Here is an 18,241-nt window from a genome sequence, read left to right on the forward strand (position 1 = left end):
ATGAATCCCCTGCTCGCCAAACTGCAGCCCTACCCGTTCGAGCGCCTGCGAAAGCTGTTCGAAGGCGTCACTCCCAATCCGGCATTCAAGCCCATCAGCCTCGGCATCGGCGAGCCGAAACATCGCACGCCGCAGTTCATCAAGGACGCGCTGACTCAGGGTCTCGGCGCACTGTCTGCCTACCCAGCGACTGCGGGCGACCTGAAGCTGCGGACCGCCTTCACCGACTGGCTGCAGCGCCGTTACGGCGTGACGCTCGATCCGGCGACGCAGGCTCTGCCCGTCAATGGCACGCGCGAGGCGCTGTTCTCGCTCACGCAAACAGTGGTCGACGGCACACGCTCCCCCGCGCCCATCGTCATTTCGCCCAATCCGTTCTATCAAATCTACGAAGGCTCGGCCTTGCTGGCGGGCGCCGAAACCTGGTATGCGCCGAGCGATCCGACACGCAACTTCGCGGTCGACTGGGACAGCGTTCCGGCCGACATCTGGGCGCGCACGCAACTCGTTTTCGCGTGTTCGCCTGGCAACCCGACTGGTGCCGTCATGCCGCTCGACGAATGGAAGAAACTCTTCGCCTTGTCTGATCGCTACGGCTTCGTGATCGCGTCAGACGAGTGCTACAGCGAGATCTATTTCCGGGACGAGCCGCCGCTCGGCGGACTCGAGGCGGCTGCCAAGTTGGGTCGTGCCGACTTCAAGAATTTGATCGCCATGACATCTTTGTCAAAGCGCAGCAATGTACCGGGCATGCGCAGTGGTTTTGTTGCCGGCGATGTCGACGTCATCAAGAGCTTTCTCCTGTACCGGACGTACCACGGCAGCGCCATGAGCGGTGCCGTGGGCGCGGCCAGCATCGCGGCCTGGGGCGACGAGACGCATGTGATCGACAACCGCGCTCTGTACCGCAGCAAGTTCGCCACGGTGACGCCGCTGCTCGAAGCCGTGCTCGACGTGCGCTTGCCCGACGCGGCCTTTTACCTGTGGGCCGGCCTGCCCGACGCCTGGAACGGCGACCAGACCGGCGACGATGAAGGCTTCGCGCGGGCGCTGTACGCTCAATACAATGTGACGGTTTTGCCAGGGAGCTACCTGGCACGCGATTCGCAGGGCAGCAACCCGGGCCGGGGTCGCATCCGCATGGCGCTGGTCGCAGACACCGCCGAGTGCGTCGAAGCCGCCGGCCGCATCGTTCAGTTCGTTCAAAAAGGCCGCTGAGGCCACCGTTTTTCTTTCGAGGCTCCTTTCAATGACCCAACAACTCCAGCAGACCATCGACGCCGCGTGGGACAACCGCGCCAACCTGTCCCCTTCCGACGCGCCCGCCGAAGTGCGCGACGCCGTCGAGCACGTCATAAGCGAACTCAACAACGGCACGCTGCGCGTTGCCACGCGCGAGAGTGTCGGCCAGTGGACGGTGCACCAATGGATCAAAAAGGCGGTGCTGCTGTCGTTTCGGCTCAAGGACAACGAGCAGATTCAGGCGGGCTCGCTCGGCTTCTACGACAAGGTGCAGACCAAGTTCTCGCACCTGTCGGCCGCTGAACTGAAAGAAGCGGGCGTGCGCATCGTGCCGCCGGCCGTGGCCCGTCGCGGCAGCTTCATCGCCAAGGGCGCGATCCTGATGCCGAGCTACGTGAACATCGGCGCCTATGTGGGTGAAGGCACCATGGTCGACACCTGGGCCACCGTCGGCTCCTGCGCGCAGATCGGCGCCAACTGTCATTTGTCGGGCGGCGTCGGCATCGGCGGCGTGTTGGAACCCTTGCAGGCCGGTCCGACCATCATCGAAGACAACTGCTTCATCGGCGCCCGCTCCGAAGTGGTCGAAGGCGTGATCGTCGAAGAAAACTCGGTGCTGTCGATGGGCGTCTTCATCGGCCAGAGCACGCCGATTTATGACCGCGCGACCGACACCGTCAGCTATGGCCGCGTTCCCGCAGGCTCGGTCGTCGTGGCCGGCAACCTGCCCAAGCCGGGCGGCAAGTACAGCACTTACGCGGCCATCATCATGAAGAAGGTCGACGCCAAGACGCGCTCGACCACCAGCCTCAACGACCTGCTGCGCGACTAGCCCTTTTTTCAACGACAACCGCCACGACAACTGCCGGAGGAGATTTCGATGATCGGAACGATGGAGCGCATTCTTCGCCTGATGGCCGAGCGCAAGGCTTCGGACATCTACCTCTCGGCGCACTCGCCGGCGCTCATCCGGATCAACGGGAGTTGCCTGCCGATCAACGCGCAGATCTTGCCAGCCGATGCGCCTCTCAATCTGCTGGCCGAAGTCGTGCACGAAAGCCGCATCGCCGAGCTCGAACGCATGGGCGAGCTCAACATGGCGATCGCGCTCGAAGGCGCCGGCAACTACCGCATCAGCGCCATGCGTCAGCGCGGCACCTATGCGGTGGTGGTGCGGCACATCGCCTCGACGATTCCGAGCTTTGCCGACCTCAATCTGCCGGACATCCTGAAGACGCTCATCATGGAAAAGCGTGGGCTGATCCTGATGGTCGGCGCGACCGGCGCCGGCAAGACGACCACGCTGGCGTCGATGCTCGACTACCGCAACGAGAACGCCACCGGCCATATCCTGACGGTCGAAGAGCCGATCGAGTTCACCTACACCAACAAGAAGTCGATGGTGAACCAGCGCGACGTCGGTAGCGACACGCAGTCGCTCAACATCGCATTGAAGAACGCGTTGCGGCAGGCGCCGGACGTGATCCAGATCGGCGAGATCCGCGACCGCGAGACGATGACCGCGGCCATCGCTTATGCGCAGTCGGGCCATCTGTGCGTCGCAACGCTCCATGCCAACAACAGCTACCGCGCGCTGAATCGCATCCTGAGTTTCTACCCGGTCGAAGTGCGAGCCACGTTGCTGGGCGACCTGGGCGGTGCCCTGCGCGCCATCGTGGCGCAACGCCTGTTGCGCCAGCCGAGCGGTTCTCGCGTGCCGGCACTCGAAGTCATGCTGAACACCGCACTGGTGGCCGAGCTGATCGAAAAAGGCGACTTCTCGGCCGTCAAGGAAGCGATGGAGCAGTCGATGGCCGAGGGCTCGCAGACCTTCGAAGAAGACATCGCCCGCCTCATCAACGAAGGCCGCGTGTCGCGGGAAGAAGGCCTGTCGCAAGCCGATTCGCCGACCAACCTGATGTGGCGTCTGCAAAACGCCGACGCGCCCAAGGCGCCCGCCGCCGAACGCGCATTGCTCGACCAGGTCGATGAACCGACGTTCACCGACATCACGCTCGACGTCCGCTTCTAAGCTTTCAACCCCACTCCGATTTCGATGTCCCGAACCCTCCAGCTTGCCGAACACCTGATCTCACGCCCCTCGGTCACGCCTGAAGACGGCGGTTGCCAGCAAATCCTCGGCGAGCGTTTGGCGCCCCTCGGCTTCACGCTCGAAACGATTGAAAGCGGGCCGACGAATTTTCGAGTCACCAATCTGTGGGCGAAGCGGATTGCCGCTACAAAGTCTTCGGGAGAGCAAGCCAAAACGCTGGTCTTCGCTGGCCACACCGACGTGGTGCCGACCGGCCCGATCGACCAGTGGACCAGCCACCCCTTCACGCCAGCCCATCGCGACGGCAAGCTGTACGGCCGCGGTGCCTGCGACATGAAGACATCCATCGCCGCCTTCGTGGTGGCGATCGAAGAGTTTCTGAAAGCAGTGCCCGAACCGGGAGTCTCTCTGGCGTTACTCATCACCAGCGACGAGGAAGGTCCGGGTGTCGATGGCACCGTGGCCGTGTGCAACGCGCTGGCTGCGCGCGGTGAAGTCATCGACTACTGCATCGTCGGCGAGCCGACGGCCGTCGAGCGCTGCGGCGACATGATCAAGAACGGCCGTCGCGGCACGATGAGCGGCAAGCTGACGATCCAGGGCGTGCAGGGCCACATCGCCTACCCGCATCTTGCAAAGAATCCGGTGCATGCGTTCGCGCCAGCGCTCGCCGAGCTGGTCGCCATCAACACCGCAGGTGGCTGGGACGCCGGCAACGCATCGTTCCAGCCGACGAGTTGGCAGGTCAGTAATTTTCACTCGGGCACCGGTGCCGGGAACGTGATCCCGGGCGCTGCCGTCATCGACTTCAACTTCCGCTTTTCGACCGAGTCCACAGTCGAATCGCTGCAGCAGCGGGTGCATGCGGTGCTCGATTCACATGCGCTCGACTACACGCTGGCGTGGACGATCGGTGGCCTGCCCTTCTTGACGCAACCGGGTGATTTGGTCGAAGCGGTTCGCGCCGCCATCGCCGACGAGACAGGCATCGCCACCGAGCTGTCGACCAGCGGCGGCACCAGTGACGCACGCTTCATTGCCAAGATCTGCAAGCAGGTGATCGAGGTGGGGCCGGTCAACGCCAGCATCCACAAGATCGACGAGCACATCGACGTCGCATCGATCGAGACGCTGAAAAACATCTACCGGCGCACGCTCGAACGGCTCGAAAAGTCGCTCTCTTGATGCAGCCGATGCAGTCCGTACGCAGCGTGATCGAGCTGGTGGAAGCCGGCGCAACGCAGCTGGCCGACGCCGGCGTCGCCTTCGGACATGGCACCGTCAACGCTTTCGACGAAGCGGCATGGCTGGTGCTGTGGCAGCTGCAGCTGCCGATCGACGACCTCGACGCCGTGGCCGATAGCGCTGTGTCGCCAGCCGATCAAGCCAAGGTCGCGGCGCTGCTTCAGCGGCGCATCGACACGCGCCAGCCCGCGGCCTATCTCACCAAGGAGGCGTGGCTGCAAGGCGTGCCGTTCTACGTGGACGAGCGTGCCATCGTGCCGCGCAGCTTCATCGCTGAGCTGATCGTCGATGGCAGCATCGATTACTTGCTCGGCGAGCACACGCAGCGGTTGCTCGACTTGTGCACCGGCAACGGCAGCCTGGCCGTGTTGGCGGCAATGACGTACCCGGACGTCTCCGTTACCGCCGCGGACATTTCCACCGAAGCGCTCGAAGTCGCCGCCATCAACGTGACGCGGCACGCGCTGGACGAACGCATCACGCTGGTCGCCTCCGATGGACTGACCGGCGTGACCGGGCCGTTCGACCTGATCCTCTGCAACCCGCCCTACGTCAACACCTCCAGCATGGAAGCGCTGCCGGCGGAATACCGTGCCGAGCCAGAACTCGCACTGGCCGGAGGCGCCGACGGCATGGATTTCATTCGCACGCTGTTCGAGACCGCGCCCGCAAAGATGAGCGAGAGCGCTGTGTTGGTGCTTGAAATCGGCAACGAGCGCACGCATTTCGAAGCAGCGTTCCCGAGGCTGCAGGCCGTGTGGCTGGAAACCTCGGCCGGTGAAGACCAGGTATTGCTGCTGACGCGCGAGACGCTGGTCCGCGACTTGCACTGATCTTTTGTCCGGCGCCCCGCTCTGCGGCGCCGGCTTGGATTTGCGAACGAGGCGACTCTGAACATGACCGTACTTCTGGAAATCGAACTGCCTCGCACACTCGACGTGTGGGTGGGCGAGTTGCTTGCCGGAACGAAAGGCGCCAAGCCGGCCTCGTCCGTTGAGCCGGCAGAGTCCGTAGAGGGCTGGCTCTTTGAAGGCACTGCCGCCCGGCGCGCGGCCGAGCAGCAGCTCGCGGCGGGTGGCATCTGCGCACGCTTTATGAGCGCCTACAAGCCGCTGGTCCATCACTTTCTGGAACACGTCGATTGCAACGACCTGGCGCAGGTGGTGGTTCACTACCCGGTGCATCCAAACGCGCCGCCGCGCCGCTTCGCGCTGGAGGCTTACCCACTGGTCGACATGGTTGCCGGCGCTCAACTTCACATGGAGCCGCAGGCGGTTGTCGCCGGCACGCCGCAATACCGGGTCGAGCTGCGCTGGCACAACGGCGTCCGCCGCAGTGACACCGTGTTCGCGCCGAATCGGGTGCATGTCGACGCGCTAGGCGAAACGCTGCTCTCGCCGACCGCGTGGCTGAGCGTGAAACATCGCGACGGCAGCATCACAGAAGGCCGCCGCGAATCCGACTACGAAGCGCTTTTTCGGCGCGCCATCGAGTGCGTTCAGGGCCACGCGTGGCCCGGCACCGAGCCGTACTTCGAACGGCTCGACGTCCGCGTCGACCTGCGCGGCATCCACTACGCGCCGCCGCAGGAAACTGGCTTCCTCGACACGCAAGAGGCGCTGCACGAAGACCTGTACTTTTCATTGATGGAAATCTTTCAGCATCGCAGCGGGCGGCCGGAGGGCGACCGCCGCATGCAGCCCGGACAGATCGTGCCGGACGTGCGTTCGAGCAGCGACGCGATTCGACTTCGTGTGGCGGTCGAAAGCTATCCAAAAATCGCCGCGGTTACCGAGACAGCCGCAGATGTCGCCACCTCGGCGATCGGCTCCAGAACCGGCTGTGGCGATGTGCCGCTTGCTGAATCGGTTGCGCCGCTGGCGCCCGCCCGCATCGCGGCAGAGCTGAGCCGCATCGCCGGTCAACGCTTCGAAGCCACGACGCGGCAAGGCCGCACGGTTGCTGGCGTCTATCGCGCGGGCACCGGGCCCGCGGTCATCATCAGCGGCGCGCAGCACGCCAACGAGACCTCAGGTGTGGTCGGCGCACTGCGCGCAGCCAAGGTACTCGCGCAGCAACCCGATGCGCACTTCGCGCTCATTCCGCTGGAAAACCCCGACGGTTACGCGCTCCACCGCGAGCTGTGCGCCCACGCGCCGCGCCACATGCACCATGCCGCGCGCTATACCGCGCTGGGCGACGACCTCGAATATCGCGACGCGGCGCCCTGGTACGAGCGCGCGGCGAGGCACCAGGCGCTCACGCTGTCGGGTGCCGATCTGCACATCAACCTGCACGGCTATCCGGCGCACGAATGGACTCGGCCCCTGAGCGGCTACATCCCGCGCAGCTTCGGGGCGTGGACAATTCCAAAGGGCTTCTTCCTGATCGTGCGCCACCACGCCGGCTGGGCCGAGCGCGCACGGCAGCTGGCGACGCACGTCTGCAAGCAACTGGCTACACGGCCAGCGTTGGTCGCATTCAACGAAAAACAGCTCGCCAGTTACAATGCCCACGCCGGCGATCTTCCTTTCGAAGTCATCCATGGCACGGCCTGCACGATCAGCGAGGTCAACCGTCCGGGCCCCGCCCTGACGTTGATCACCGAGTTTCCTGACGAAACGATCTACGGCGATCCTTTCATTCTTGCCCACGACACCCAGACCGCCACGGTGCTGGCCGCGGTCGAAGCCCTGGGCCTAATTTCGCCGAGTCAATGATTACTCTTAAAAACGTCGTTTTACGTCGCAGCGCCAAGAAGCTGCTCGACGGCGCCACCGTCAACCTCAACCCGGGCGAAAAAGTCGGGCTGGTCGGCCGCAACGGCGCCGGCAAGTCGACCTTGTTCGCGCTCTTCAACGGCACGCTGCACGAAGACGGCGGCGACTTCTATGTGCCCAAGCAATGGCGCATGGCGCAGGTCGCGCAGGACATGCCCGAGACCGATGAGTCCGCCACCAATTTCGTGGTCGGCGGCGATACGCGGCTGGTCGAAGTGCGCAACACCCTGGCCGCCATCGAGGCCGCCTACGAAGCCAATCCGGACGATGCCGACATCGGCATGGAACTGGCGCACGCGTACACCGACCTGGCCGATGCGGGCGAGCACGACGCCGTGCCGCGCGCGCAGGCGCTCATTCAGGGCCTGGGCTTCAAGACCCATGAGCTCGACGGGCCGGTCAACAGCTTTTCGGGCGGCTGGCGCATGCGCCTGCAACTCGCGCGGGCCCTCATGTGCCCGAGCGATTTGCTGCTGCTCGACGAACCGACCAATCACCTGGACCTCGACGCCTTGGTCTGGCTCGAAGCCTGGCTGCAGCGCTACCAGGGCACGATGATCGTCATCAGCCACGACCGCGAATTCCTCGATGCGGTGACCGACGTGACGCTGCACATCGCCAACGCACAGCTCACACGTTACGGCGGCAACTACAGCGCCTTCGAGACGCTGCGCGCCGAGCAAATGGCACTTCAGCAAACGGCATTCGGCAAGCAGCAGGACAAGATCGCGCACTTGCAGAAGTTCATCGACCGCTTCAAGGCGAAAGCCAGCAAGGCCAAGCAGGCGCAAAGCCGTGTGAAAGCCCTGGAGCGGATGGAAAAGATCGCACCACTGCTGGCTGAAGCTGACTTCACGTTCGAATTCAAGGAGCCGGGCAACATCCCGAATCCGATGCTGTCGATCAGCAAGGCGAGCTTCGGCTATGTGGTGGACGACGTTCCCAAGACCATCCTGACGGATGTGAGCCGTTCGGTGCAGGCTGGCCAGCGCATCGGCATCCTGGGCGCCAACGGCCAGGGCAAGTCGACGCTGGTCAAGACCATCGCGCGCGAAATGGGCGCGCTGGCCGGCGAAGTGACCGAAGGAAAGGGCCTCAACATCGGCTACTTCGCGCAGCAAGAACTCGATGTGCTGCGCCCGCAAGACAATCCGCTCGAACACATGATGCGCATGGCGCGCGAGCTCGGCAGCGCGGTCAAGGAGCGCACCGGCGAACAAGACCTGCGCAGCTTTTTGGGCAGCTTCAACTTCAGCGGCGACATGGTCAAGCAGGCGGTCGGCACCATGAGCGGCGGCGAAAAAGCACGTCTGGTGCTGGCGATGATGGTGTGGCAGCGCCCCAACCTGCTGCTGCTCGATGAGCCTACCAATCACCTGGACCTTGCCACGCGCGAAGCATTGGCCGTCGCCCTCAACGAATTCGAAGGCACGCTGATGCTGGTGAGCCACGACCGCGCACTGCTGCGTTCGGTCTGCGACGAGTTCTGGCTGGTCGGCCGTGGCGCCGTTGCCGACTTCGACGGAGACCTGGACGACTATCAGCGTTACCTCTTCGAAGAAGCCAAGCGGCAGCGCGAAGAAGCCAAGGTCGCCACGCGCGAAGCGGCGGTTGCCGTCAAGCCGATCGTTGCAGCGCCGGCGCGTGTCGACCAGACCAAGCCGATCCGCAAGGAGCTGGCCCAAGTCGACGAGAAGCTGGCGACAGCCGGCGCCGAGAAGACTTCGCTCGAAGCAAAAATGGCGAAGCAAGGCAAAGCCGCGGACATGGCGGACGCCGGCAAGCGCCTGAAAGCGGTGAACGAAGAGATCACCAAGCTCGAAGAGCGTTGGCTGTCGCTGTCGGATCAACTCGAGGGGCTGGTGGCCTGAGCGGCATCACGACGGTCACGACGAAGGAACAGCATCCATGCCCTCCGCCCTCGAACTCGCCAAAGGCAACGCCGACCTGATCGCGGCGGTACAGCGCAGCCGCCGCCTGCTGGCACGCAAGGCGCTGCTCGCCGCAGCGGCGAGCGCCGTGCCGCTGCCGGGCGTCGATTGGGCCGCCGACGCCGCGCTGCTGTCACGACTGGTGCCCCAGATCAGCGCTGAGTTCGGCCTGTCGGTCACGCAGATCGAAAACCTGGCGCCGCACAAGCGCGAGCGCATTCAAAAGGCGGCCGCCGCCGTCGGCGCGTTGTTGATAGGACGACTCGTCACGCGCGATCTGCTGCTCTTGCTGGCGCGCCATGCCGGGATGCGGCTGACGATCAAACAGGCGACCAAATACGTGCCGCTGGCCGGCCAGATCGTGTCGGCTGCGCTGGGCTACGCAGCCTTGCGCGCGCTCGGCGAGCAGCACATCAAGGATTGCGTGAAGGTAGCGTTGTCGGTGCAGCACCTGTTGCCGCCGTCGTCTCGCGGCACGCTTGGGTCGACGATCAACCTGCACTGAACTCGCGTGGGCGGATGCGCGTGCAAGCGAGTACGCCTGCAGAACTTTCGTACTCAAATCCTTGCGTGGCTTATCCTGCAAGCGTAGCGGTCGCCAACGTGCGGGCCTGACAACGGGAACTGGTGTGAAATACACCCTTGTGTATGCGGTATATCCGCGACAGACTCACTTGCGTCAGTCAGGTACTGGTCAACTCGATAAGTAGAAAAGTAACCAGAGACAAAATTGTTCCTTCTGCGCAGCTCAATCGGAGGAACGGGAAAAGCCAATGAATGAATCGGACCTTGCAGCATCGGTCGAGCGTCTCATGGAGCGGGTGGACTACTACCTGCACTGCGAGCTCGACGACGAATACGACCATGAACAGCCAGAGACGGCTCGCAGCGTGCTCGAAGCGGCACTCAAGTCAGAGTTGCTGCGTGCCAGTGCCATAGGCATCATTTCGGCCATTGCTTCTCCGACGCATTCTTCGAAGGATGACGACCAGGTTGCTTGACCCTTGACCATCAGGCGCGCAAACGGACTCGTTGGAGTTTCTTTGTGCTCTTCGAACCCAAAGAAAAAGCCTGCTATCGATTAAATAGCAGGCTTTGACGCCCCTGTACGGGGAAATTGGTGGGACGTGCGGGGGTCGAACCCACGACAAACGGATTAAAAGTCCGCTGCTCTACCAACTGAGCTAACGTCCCGGACTGAGCTTTTCTGTTTTGCCGGCGGGGTCCAGCAAAGCCCTTGATTATAGCTTGCCGCCGCGGGCAATTTCGTCGAGAACCCACCCAGCCGCGCATTGACCGAAAGTCGCAGTGACGGTCACGACGGAACCGTATCCATGACAGTTGAGAGTGCCGTCGCTGTCGGCACCTTGGTCTATCGCGCATGAGGCGTCGGGCGGCGCCACGCTCTCGCGGCTGAACACGCAGTTCACGCCCATCTTCTTACCTTCGCGAGGCGCGCCATGCTCTTTGCGAAGTCGCTGGCGCAACTGGGCCAGCAAGGGGTCGTGCGTGACGAGTGCCAAATCTTCGATGTCGACCCGGTGCGCCATGCGCTTGCCGCCTGCAGCGCCGACCGTGACGAAGCGTGCGCCGGCCTCGTTGAAGTCTCTGCTGTCATGACGCCGTGCCCACGCCGCCATCGCCACCTTGGCGCGGACCTGATCGCAAGCATCGATCAGTGCCGTCACCGGTCCCTGTGCCGTCTGTGCTGCATCGAAAAGAGCAAGCCAGTTGTCGGGCTCGACGAAGTCATCGACCGTGTACACCTTGCATTCGGGATTGATGCTGGCAATGCGGTCCCGCATCGCTTCGACCTTGGCCTGTCCCAGCGTGCCGGTCAGCGCATGAATCTGACGATTGATGTTCGACTCGGAGATGTGATCGAGATCGATGAGCGTCAGCCGCCCGACGCCGCTGCGCGCCAGCGCCTCGACAGCCCAAGAACCGACGCCACCGATGCCGGTGACGACGACATGCGCATTGCGAATTCGCGCGGCGCCAGTGACGCCATAAAGTCGGTCGAGCCCGCCGAATCGACGTACCAGATCAGGCTTGTCCTCAACCAAGGCCTTGGGCACGATCTGAACTACAACGTCGAGTGGAATCGAAGCGCCCAACGGCAAGTCCCGCCTATTTCAAGCGCGCCAGGCGCTCGCGTCCAGCCTGAGCGGCTTCGGACTGCGGATAGGCTTTGGTCAAGTCTTCCAGCGTGCGGCGAGCCGCGCGGGTGTCTTTGAGCTCGATCTGGCAATTGGCGATCGACAGCACGGCTTCCGGCGCCTTCGCATGATCGGGCGCCAGAGACAGCATCGACCGGAAATTGGCAATCGCTTCGTTGTAGTTGCGCGTCGCATATTGCGCATTGCCCAACCAGAACAAGGCCGACGGGTTGTAGCCGCTTTGCGGATGGGCCTTCACGAAGCCGGCGAAAGCCGTTTGAGCCTGCGCGAACTGACCACCGCGAAAGACGCCGAGTGCCGCGTCGAACTCCGCTTTTTCTTTAGGGTCAGCGGTGAACTCGCGTCCGTCGACTGCAACGGTCGAGGGTTCACTCTTCTTCAAACGATCGTCGACGTCCGTCTGCTTTTGCTGCATGTCGGACAGGGTGCGGGTGAGCTGTTCATTCTGGCCGGTCATGCGAGCGAGGTCGCCGCGCATGGCCTCGATCTGACTCTGCAGATCGAGCAGACTGCGCCGCAATTGACCGTTTTCGTCAGTGAGCCGTTGGTTGGTGGCCTCGCGCATCGCTTCGACGCGCTGCCGCAAGTCCAAGATGGCGCGGCGCGCCTCGTCATCCTCGAACAGCGCAGCATGCGCGCCGACCGATGCAAGCGACGCGCATGCCAACGCCGCAGCGGCGAGCGCGTGCCGCATGACAACACTGCGCATGATCACTTGTAGAAGATTTCAGCGCGGCGGTTTTGCGCGTACACCGCTTCGCCGGTGCCAGTTGCAGCCGGCTTTTCTTTGCCGAAGCTCACCGCTTCGATTTGGGCATCATTCACTCCCAGAAGCACCAGCGAGCGACGCACGGCTTCTGAGCGCTTTTGACCCAGCGCCAAGTTGTACTCGCGACCACCGCGCTCGTCTGTGTGGCCTTCAATGGAAACGCGACGCTGTGCGTTCGCTTTCAGGAAGCGTGCGTGACCATCGATGAGCGCCTGGTACTCGGGCTTAACCGTGTAGCTGTCGTAGTCGAAATAGATGATCCGTGCGACTCCGACCGGACCTTGCGCGTTCTGCGCGTTCGGATCGATCGTGACAGGTGCCACGCCGCTCGCCGAGCCCTGTCCCATGCCGCCACCAGTGCGGTCGACAACGGGTGCGTCGTTCAGCTTGGTGCCAGACGAGCAGCCTGCGATCAAAGCCACGATGGCCAGCGAATAAATCGTACGTTTCAACATTTTCGAACTCCTCAAGTTAATCATTGCTTTTGAAACGGACCCCAGTCCGGTTCTCTGATGTCGCCCGCTTGCCCCGCAAGGCGTGCCTTAATTTTTCCATCCAGCGTGGTGGTCATCAGCGCCTCGCGGCCCTGAAGCTGCGTTGCATAGACGATCAGCTTACTGTTGGGAGCAAAACTCGGGCTCTCGTCGGCTGCGGTGTCGGTAATCGCGTTCACCGTGCTGGTCGACAACTCCATCACGTGGAGTTTGAACGCACCACCCACCCTGGAGATGTAGGCCAACCACCGGCCATCGGCGCTGATGGACGGAGAAATGTTGTAGGTGCCGCTGAACGTGACCCGTGTCGGGCTTCCGCCGCTGGCACCCATCTTGTAGATCTGCGGTGCGCCGCCACGGTCGCTGACGAAGTAAATGGTACTGCCGTCGGCCGAATACACGGGCTCGGTATCGATGCTGTTGCTCTGCGTCAGCCGGCGCGGCTCGCCACCGCTCGCAGCAATTGTGTAGAGCTGCGAGCCGCCGTCACGGCTCAGCGTCACCGCCAGCGAATTGCCATCGGGCGCCCATGCCGGGGCGCTGTTTGAGCCGCGGAAGTTGGCCAGCAGCCGCCGCTGCCCGCTCGCCACGTTGTGCACGTAGACCACCGGCTTGCGCGACTCGAACGAAACGTAGGCGAGCTGTTGTCCATTGGACGACCAACACGGCGAAATGATGGGCTCGGGGCTCGCGAGCGCTGCCTGGGCGTTCTCGCCGTCGGCATCTGCCACCCACAAGGTGTAGCGGCTGCCGCCCTTGGTCACGTAGGCGATGCGCGTCGAGAAGATGCCTTTTTCGCCGGTCAGCTTTTCGTAGACATAGTCGGCGATACGGTGCGATGCAAGGCGCAAGTCGCCTTGTGGCACGGTATAGCTCTGGCCACCGAGGTCCGCACCCCGCACCACGTCCCAAAGGCGGAACTTGATGTCGTAGCGGCCATCGGCGAGTTTGGTCACGCCACCGGCCACGAGCGAGTCGGCCGTACGTTGACGCCACAAAGTAAGGTCAGGCCGCGATGTTTCGTCGAGCGCCTGGCCCGACGCATCGACACCGCGGAACTGGCCGCTGCGCTCGAGATCCGCCTGAACGATGGTGGAGATTTTTTGCGGGGAGGCGTCTTGTCCTTTGAAAGGGACGAGCGCAATGGGCAGCTGCGTCAGGCCGACGCCCGACACTTCGACCCGGAACTGCGCAAGAGCGGAGAGCGCGGGAGAGGCAGCGAGAGCCGCAATCAAGGTGCGACGTGCGGTGAACGAGGATGAAGAAGAAGTCGAAATAAGAGCTGGCAACGGCTTGTTCATGCAGTTCGGAGAAGTTTCCGGGGCAAAAGTTTCCCCGATCTGAAGCGAGGCTCAATGGTACACATAGCTCCGAAGGGGTCGTCACAAAACGTGAGCGCCCCTTGTGGACATTGGCAAAAGGGTGGATGTCAACGGGAGTAACGTCAATGAGGACCCATGGAGGAACTCATAAAGAGTCAACAGTTCACGCCCGTAGAATCCGCCGCCATGTCTTCCGCCCCCTTGGACGCCACCGTGCGTGCCCCCTTGATGCGCCGTCTTTCGCGGCTCATGACCTGGTTCGGAGAGTCTCGTCGCTGGTGGACCATCGGGGTCGTCGCCGCCTTGATCGCGGCACTCACCGAGCCGTTGATGCCGGCGCTTTTGAAGCCGCTGCTGGACCGCGGTTTTTCGCGCGGGCAGCTCGCGTTGTGGACCGTTCCGGTCGTGCTCATTTCGCTGTTTGCGGTGCGCGGACTGGCGCAGTTCGTCTCGCAGTACGCCCTGGCACGTATCGCCAACGAGGGAATGCAGCGGTTGCGCCGCGTGCTGTTCGACCGGGTGCTGGCGGCAGAGCTGGCATTGTTCTCCCGACAGTCGGCCAGCGCACTGTCGAACACGGTCGTGTACGAGGTGCAGACTGGCGCCATGCTGCTGGTGCAGGCGCTGCTGGGGCTGTCGCGCGACGGCTTCACGCTGGTCGCCCTGCTCTTTTACCTTGTCTATCTGAACTGGAAACTGACGCTCATCGTCGGTGTGCTGGTACCCGGCGTCGCATGGATCATGAAGGTGTTTTCCAAGCGCCTCTACCACCTGACGCGCCTTGGTCAGCAAGCTACAGACGACTTGGCCTACGTAGTCGAAGAAAACGTGCTCGCCCACCGCATGGTGCGTCTGCACGGCGCGGAAGCCGGCCAGGCGCAGCGCTTCGAGGCCCTGAGCCAGAAGCTGAACCGCCTTGCCGTGAAGTCCACCATCGCATCGGCCGCGATGACGCCTTTGACCCAGTTGCTCGCGTCCGTCGCGCTGTCCGTGGTGCTGATGATCGCGCTGTGGCAAAGCGGCGAGCAAGGTTTGACTGTCGGCGGCTTCGTCGCCTACATCACGGCCATGCTGATGTTGATCGCGCCGATCCGCCGGCTTGCCGACATGGCCAACCCGATCACGCGCGGCCTCGCCGCACTGGAGCGCGGGCTGGCGCTGATCGACGACATCGCCTCGGAGACGCAAGGCAGCTACACCGCCGATCGCGCGCGCGGCCGCATCGAGCTGAAAGACGTGCGAGTGAGCTACCGCGGCGACGACGAAGCCTCTGCCATCGACCGGCTCAGCCTGACGATCGAGCCAGGCGAGGTCGTGGCCTTTGTCGGGCCCTCAGGGTCGGGCAAGACCACGCTCGTCAATTTGTTGCCCCGCTTCGTGCTGCCCAGTGCGGGCAAGGTGCTGCTGGACGACCACGACATCGGCGAATGGCAGCTGTCGAGCCTGCGCGCGCAATTCGCGATGGTGAGCCAGGACGTCGTCATGCTGAACGACACGCTGGCCGCGAACGTCGCGCTCGGCGGCGACATCGACCGTGACAAGGTTCAGCGCTGCATCGTCGCGGCGAACCTGCAGTCGCACATCGACAGCCTCAGCCAGGGCATCGATACCGTGCTCGGCCACAACGCGGCGCAACTGTCGGGCGGTCAACGCCAGCGACTGGCCATTGCGCGCGCACTCTACAAAGATGCACCGATTCTGCTTCTCGACGAGGCCACCTCGGCCCTCGACACCGAGTCGGAGCGCCTGGTGCAAGACGCCCTTCAGCGCTTGATGCAAGGCCGCACCACGCTCATCGTGGCGCACCGCCTCTCCACGATCCAGCACGCCGATCGCATCGTCGTCATGGAGCGCGGCCGCGTGTCGGAGCAAGGCAGCCACGCGCAACTGATGGCGCTCGATGGCCTGTACGCCCGCCTGCAAAACAACGCCATTCGCACAGCCCCTTCAGAAAAAGAACCCACGATCTGACCCTCGATTCCAGAAACATCGCGGAACCGGCTTTGTCGGGCCGCTGATGTTGCCCCCGGTCAGGGAGTGGGAGTCGCGACACGAAGTGCGCAGCGACCTGGGGCGAGCTAGAGCAACACGATGTCGTACTGTCCCTGGCCGATCGCAGCTTCGGCCTGCAGGGAAATCGGCTTTCCGATGAAGTCGCTGAGGCCGGCGAGATGCTGGCTCTCTTCGTCCAGAAACAGCTCGATGACCTGCGGCGATGAAACGATCCGGAACTCGCGCGGCGTGAACTGCCGCGCCTCACGCAGGATCTCTCGCATGACGTCGTAGGCCACGCTGCGGGCCGTCTTGACGATGCCCTGACCTTTGCAAGCCACGCAAGGCTCGCACAGCATGTGGGCCAGCGATTCGCGGGTGCGCTTGCGCGTCATCTCGACCAGACCCAACTGCGAGAAACCGCCCGCTGTCGTCTTGACGCGATCCCGGGCGAGTTGCTTCCTGAACTCCGCCAGCACCTGCTCGCGATGGTCGTCGCGCACCATGTCGATGAAGTCCACGATGATGATGCCGCCCAGATTGCGCAGCCTGAGTTGTCGCGCGATGGCCTGCGCGGCTTCGAGGTTGGTCTTGAAGATCGTATCGTCGAAATTGCGCGCGCCGACGAAACCACCGGTGTTGACGTCGACCGTGGTCAACGCCTCGGTCTGATCGACCACCAGATAACCACCTGACTTGAGTTCGACGCGTCGACCTAGCGCCTTGGCGATCTCTTCATCGACCGCATACAGGTCGAAAATCGGACGCTCGCCCTTGTAGTGCTGCAGCTTGCCGGCCGCCTGTGGCATGAACTCGGCACCGAACTTGTGCAGCACATCGAACTGCTCCCGCGAATCGATGCGAATGGTCTGCGTGTCTTCACTGGTCATGTCGCGCAACACGCGTTGCAGCAGGCTCAGGTCCTGATGCAGCAACGACATCGCCGGCATGCGAGAAGACGATTCGCGAATGCGCGACCAAGTCTTGCGCAGATACGCGATGTCTTCGGCGAGTTCGGCGTCGGACGAGTCTTCGCCGTTGGTACGCAGGATGAAGCCACCGGTGGCGGCCGGCACCACACCGCCGCTGTCGGCTGCTGCTGCGGCCTCGATCAGCACCTGCATGCGGGCGCGCAAGGCATCCCGCTGATCCGACGGAATCTTCTGCGACACGCCGATATGGTTGTCTTGCGGCAAAAACACCAGCAGCCGCCCTGCGATGCTGATCTGAGTCGACAGGCGCGCGCCCTTGGTGCCGATCGGGTCCTTGATCACCTGAACCAGCAACGACTGTCCTTCGAACACCTGCTTTTCGATCGGCACGATCGGCCCGCTGCCGCGATGGTCGCGCTCGGGCACCTGCGTACTGGCACGTGAGCCCGGCGTGAAGGGAGAAACGATGTCGGCGACGTGAAGGAACGCTGTGCGCTCGAGACCGATGTCGATAAAAGCCGACTGCATGCCGGGCAGCACGCGAGACACTTTGCCGAGGTAGACGTTGCCGACCAACCCGCGCTCCAGCGTGCGTTCGACATGCAGCTCTTGCACTGCGCCGTGCTCCACCAGCGCGACGCGGGTCTCTTGCGGGGACCAGTTGATCAGGATGTCTTGCATGGGTTCTTCTAGATCTTGAGACCGGCGCGCCGCAGCAGCTGCGCGGTCTCGAACATCGGAAGACCCATGATGCCCGAATAGGACCCGCCGATGTATTCGACGAAGGCTGCCGCAGCACCCTGCACTGCGTAGGCGCCGGCTTTGCCGAGCGGCTCGCCGCCCTCTACATAGCGCGCGATCTGCGGCCGAGTCAGGGCCGCGAAGCGCACACGCGAGACGCTGAGCGCGGCATCGCGGCGGCGCCCGTGATGTACAGCCACGGCCGTCAGCACGCGATGCGTCGTACCCGACAGGAGACCCAGCATGCGACGCGCGTCGGCAGCATCATCGGGCTTTCCGAAGATGGTGCGGCCGAGCGCCACGGTGGTGTCGGCACACAGCACCGGCGCGTCGGGCAGACCACGGCGCTTGCGGCGCTCGACCGCGGCGTCGAGTTTGAGCCCCGTCACTCGCTGTACGTAGGCAGCCGGACTCTCGGCACCATGGACGGCCTCGAGCGCTTCGGCGTCCTCGTCGTCATCGGCCAACAGCAGCTCATGGCGCACGCCGAGTTGTCCCAACAACTGGGCACGGCGCGGACTCTGCGAGGCAAGGTAGATGAAGCGCATCGGCGCAGGCAA

Annotated in this window: 16 protein-coding genes and 1 tRNA gene; 10 read left to right on the forward strand and 7 right to left on the reverse strand. The window is 63.5% G+C overall.

Annotation, left to right across the window (positions count from 1 at the left end; translation table 11 throughout):
- The 9 genes from dapC (at window position 1) to QN397_RS17015 (ending at window position 10,252) form a co-directional block, all read left to right on the forward strand.
- Window positions 1-1,218, forward strand: a complete 1,218-nt coding sequence (gene dapC / locus QN397_RS16975; protein WP_323495171.1) for a succinyldiaminopimelate transaminase — start codon at window positions 1-3, stop codon at window positions 1,216-1,218.
- 31 nt (window positions 1,219-1,249) lie between these two features.
- Window positions 1,250-2,074, forward strand: a complete 825-nt coding sequence (dapD, locus tag QN397_RS16980; RefSeq protein ID WP_187052121.1) for a 2,3,4,5-tetrahydropyridine-2,6-dicarboxylate N-succinyltransferase — start codon at window positions 1,250-1,252, stop codon at window positions 2,072-2,074.
- Window positions 2,075-2,125: 51 nt separating this feature from the next.
- Complete coding sequence (locus QN397_RS16985; protein WP_187055060.1) at window positions 2,126-3,274, forward strand: PilT/PilU family type 4a pilus ATPase; 1,149 nt, start codon at window positions 2,126-2,128, stop codon at window positions 3,272-3,274.
- 24 nt (window positions 3,275-3,298) lie between these two features.
- Window positions 3,299-4,480, forward strand: coding sequence for a succinyl-diaminopimelate desuccinylase (gene dapE / locus QN397_RS16990; protein ID WP_323501477.1), 1,182 nt, complete (start codon window positions 3,299-3,301; stop codon window positions 4,478-4,480).
- The gene (gene prmB, locus QN397_RS16995) at window positions 4,480-5,373 is read left to right on the forward strand and encodes a 50S ribosomal protein L3 N(5)-glutamine methyltransferase (protein WP_323501478.1); all 894 of its coding nucleotides are present in this window, start codon (window positions 4,480-4,482) and stop codon (window positions 5,371-5,373) included. The genes dapE and prmB overlap by 1 nt, the downstream gene beginning before the upstream one ends.
- Window positions 5,374-5,436: 63 nt before the next feature.
- The gene (locus QN397_RS17000) at window positions 5,437-7,260 is read left to right on the forward strand and encodes a peptidase M14 (protein WP_323495168.1); all 1,824 of its coding nucleotides are present in this window, start codon (window positions 5,437-5,439) and stop codon (window positions 7,258-7,260) included.
- Window positions 7,257-9,191, forward strand: coding sequence for an ABC-F family ATP-binding cassette domain-containing protein (locus QN397_RS17005; protein WP_323495167.1), 1,935 nt, complete (start codon window positions 7,257-7,259; stop codon window positions 9,189-9,191). The genes QN397_RS17000 and QN397_RS17005 overlap by 4 nt, the downstream gene beginning before the upstream one ends.
- A gap of 37 nt (window positions 9,192-9,228) precedes the next feature.
- A complete protein-coding gene (locus tag QN397_RS17010) occupies window positions 9,229-9,756 on the forward strand; it encodes a hypothetical protein (RefSeq protein WP_323495166.1) in 528 nt (175 codons plus the stop codon).
- Window positions 9,757-10,024: 268 nt separating this feature from the next.
- Complete coding sequence (locus tag QN397_RS17015) at window positions 10,025-10,252, forward strand: hypothetical protein (RefSeq protein WP_323495165.1); 228 nt, start codon at window positions 10,025-10,027, stop codon at window positions 10,250-10,252.
- A gap of 117 nt (window positions 10,253-10,369) precedes the next feature.
- On the opposite strand, the gene QN397_RS17020 is transcribed toward QN397_RS17015, so the two are convergent.
- The 5 genes from QN397_RS17020 to tolB form a co-directional block, all read right to left on the reverse strand.
- Window positions 10,370-10,445: transfer RNA gene (locus tag QN397_RS17020), tRNA-Lys, on the reverse strand.
- A 47-nt stretch (window positions 10,446-10,492) separates the two neighbouring features.
- Complete coding sequence (locus QN397_RS17025) at window positions 10,493-11,356, reverse strand: ThiF family adenylyltransferase (RefSeq protein ID WP_416352127.1); 864 nt, start codon at window positions 11,354-11,356, stop codon at window positions 10,493-10,495.
- Between the two features lie 25 nt (window positions 11,357-11,381).
- Window positions 11,382-12,140: a tol-pal system protein YbgF gene (gene ybgF / locus QN397_RS17030; RefSeq protein WP_323495164.1), complete on the reverse strand. Its 759-nt coding sequence runs from the start codon at window positions 12,138-12,140 to the stop codon at window positions 11,382-11,384.
- A gap of 2 nt (window positions 12,141-12,142) precedes the next feature.
- Window positions 12,143-12,655, reverse strand: coding sequence for a peptidoglycan-associated lipoprotein Pal (pal, locus tag QN397_RS17035; protein ID WP_323495163.1), 513 nt, complete (start codon window positions 12,653-12,655; stop codon window positions 12,143-12,145).
- A 20-nt stretch (window positions 12,656-12,675) separates the two neighbouring features.
- Window positions 12,676-13,995, reverse strand: coding sequence for a Tol-Pal system beta propeller repeat protein TolB (gene tolB / locus QN397_RS17040; RefSeq protein WP_416352337.1), 1,320 nt, complete (start codon window positions 13,993-13,995; stop codon window positions 12,676-12,678).
- A 207-nt stretch (window positions 13,996-14,202) separates the two neighbouring features.
- Here tolB and msbA point away from each other — a divergent pair, with 207 nt between their 5' ends.
- The gene (gene msbA / locus QN397_RS17045) at window positions 14,203-15,987 is read left to right on the forward strand and encodes a lipid A export permease/ATP-binding protein MsbA (protein ID WP_323495161.1); all 1,785 of its coding nucleotides are present in this window, start codon (window positions 14,203-14,205) and stop codon (window positions 15,985-15,987) included.
- A gap of 107 nt (window positions 15,988-16,094) precedes the next feature.
- Here msbA and rng read toward each other — a convergent pair whose 3' ends face one another.
- Both rng and QN397_RS17055 read right to left on the reverse strand, forming a co-directional pair.
- A complete protein-coding gene (gene rng, locus QN397_RS17050) occupies window positions 16,095-17,621 on the reverse strand; it encodes a ribonuclease G (RefSeq protein WP_323501480.1) in 1,527 nt (508 codons plus the stop codon).
- Window positions 17,622-17,629: 8 nt separating this feature from the next.
- Window positions 17,630-18,229: a Maf family protein gene (locus QN397_RS17055; protein WP_323501481.1), complete on the reverse strand. Its 600-nt coding sequence runs from the start codon at window positions 18,227-18,229 to the stop codon at window positions 17,630-17,632.
- Window positions 18,230-18,241: the final 12 nt, after the last annotated feature.

Source organism: Variovorax sp. RTB1 (genome assembly GCF_035018765.1).
Lineage (GTDB): Bacteria > Pseudomonadota > Gammaproteobacteria > Burkholderiales > Burkholderiaceae_C > Variovorax.